Source organism: Staphylococcus coagulans (genome assembly GCF_002901995.1).
GTDB classification, from domain to species: domain Bacteria; phylum Bacillota; class Bacilli; order Staphylococcales; family Staphylococcaceae; genus Staphylococcus; species Staphylococcus coagulans.
This window is the reverse complement of record NZ_PPQN01000144.1, coordinates 1-481: the sequence shown is the minus strand read 5'-3', so window position 1 is coordinate 481 and position 481 is coordinate 1. Positions and strand designations below refer to the sequence as shown.

The window sequence follows — 481 nt, the reverse complement described above, 5'->3', positions numbered from 1 at the left end:
AATATAATATTGACCCTACCTAGTGAAATAGAAAACCACTTCAAAATGCTAGCTAATTTCTATACTGACAATAATTTTATATTTTATAATCCAAAAGTAAATAAAAAAATTATTCCTAGAGAAACTGATTATTTAAAAATATTGAAAGAACACTGGGACCATAATAATTTTAGAGATTTAGACATTTATACAGATACTCATAGTAAAGAAACTGTGAAAATTAGCCAAGCTCAAATTATAGATGAAATTGTTGAACAGATGCAAATTTCAAACGAGAAAAGAACACCAAAAGATATATTTATCACATCATCTACGGGTGCTGGTAAATCAATCATGTTCCAAATTCCCTCTTTATATATGAATAATAAAAATAAAAAAAATAAGAAAGTTACTATAGTAATATCACCATTAATCGGTTTAATGAATGATCAAGTTCAAGGTTTAAATAGTAAAAATATACATACTGCAAAAACTATTAACT

1 protein-coding gene is annotated in these 481 nt (G+C 25.2%); it reads left to right on the top strand.

Going from position 1 to position 481, the window contains the following annotated elements; all coding sequences use genetic code 11:
• On the top strand, positions 1-481 hold a 481-nt coding region (locus tag CD118_RS11825), incomplete at both ends, for a DEAD/DEAH box helicase (protein ID WP_142380888.1).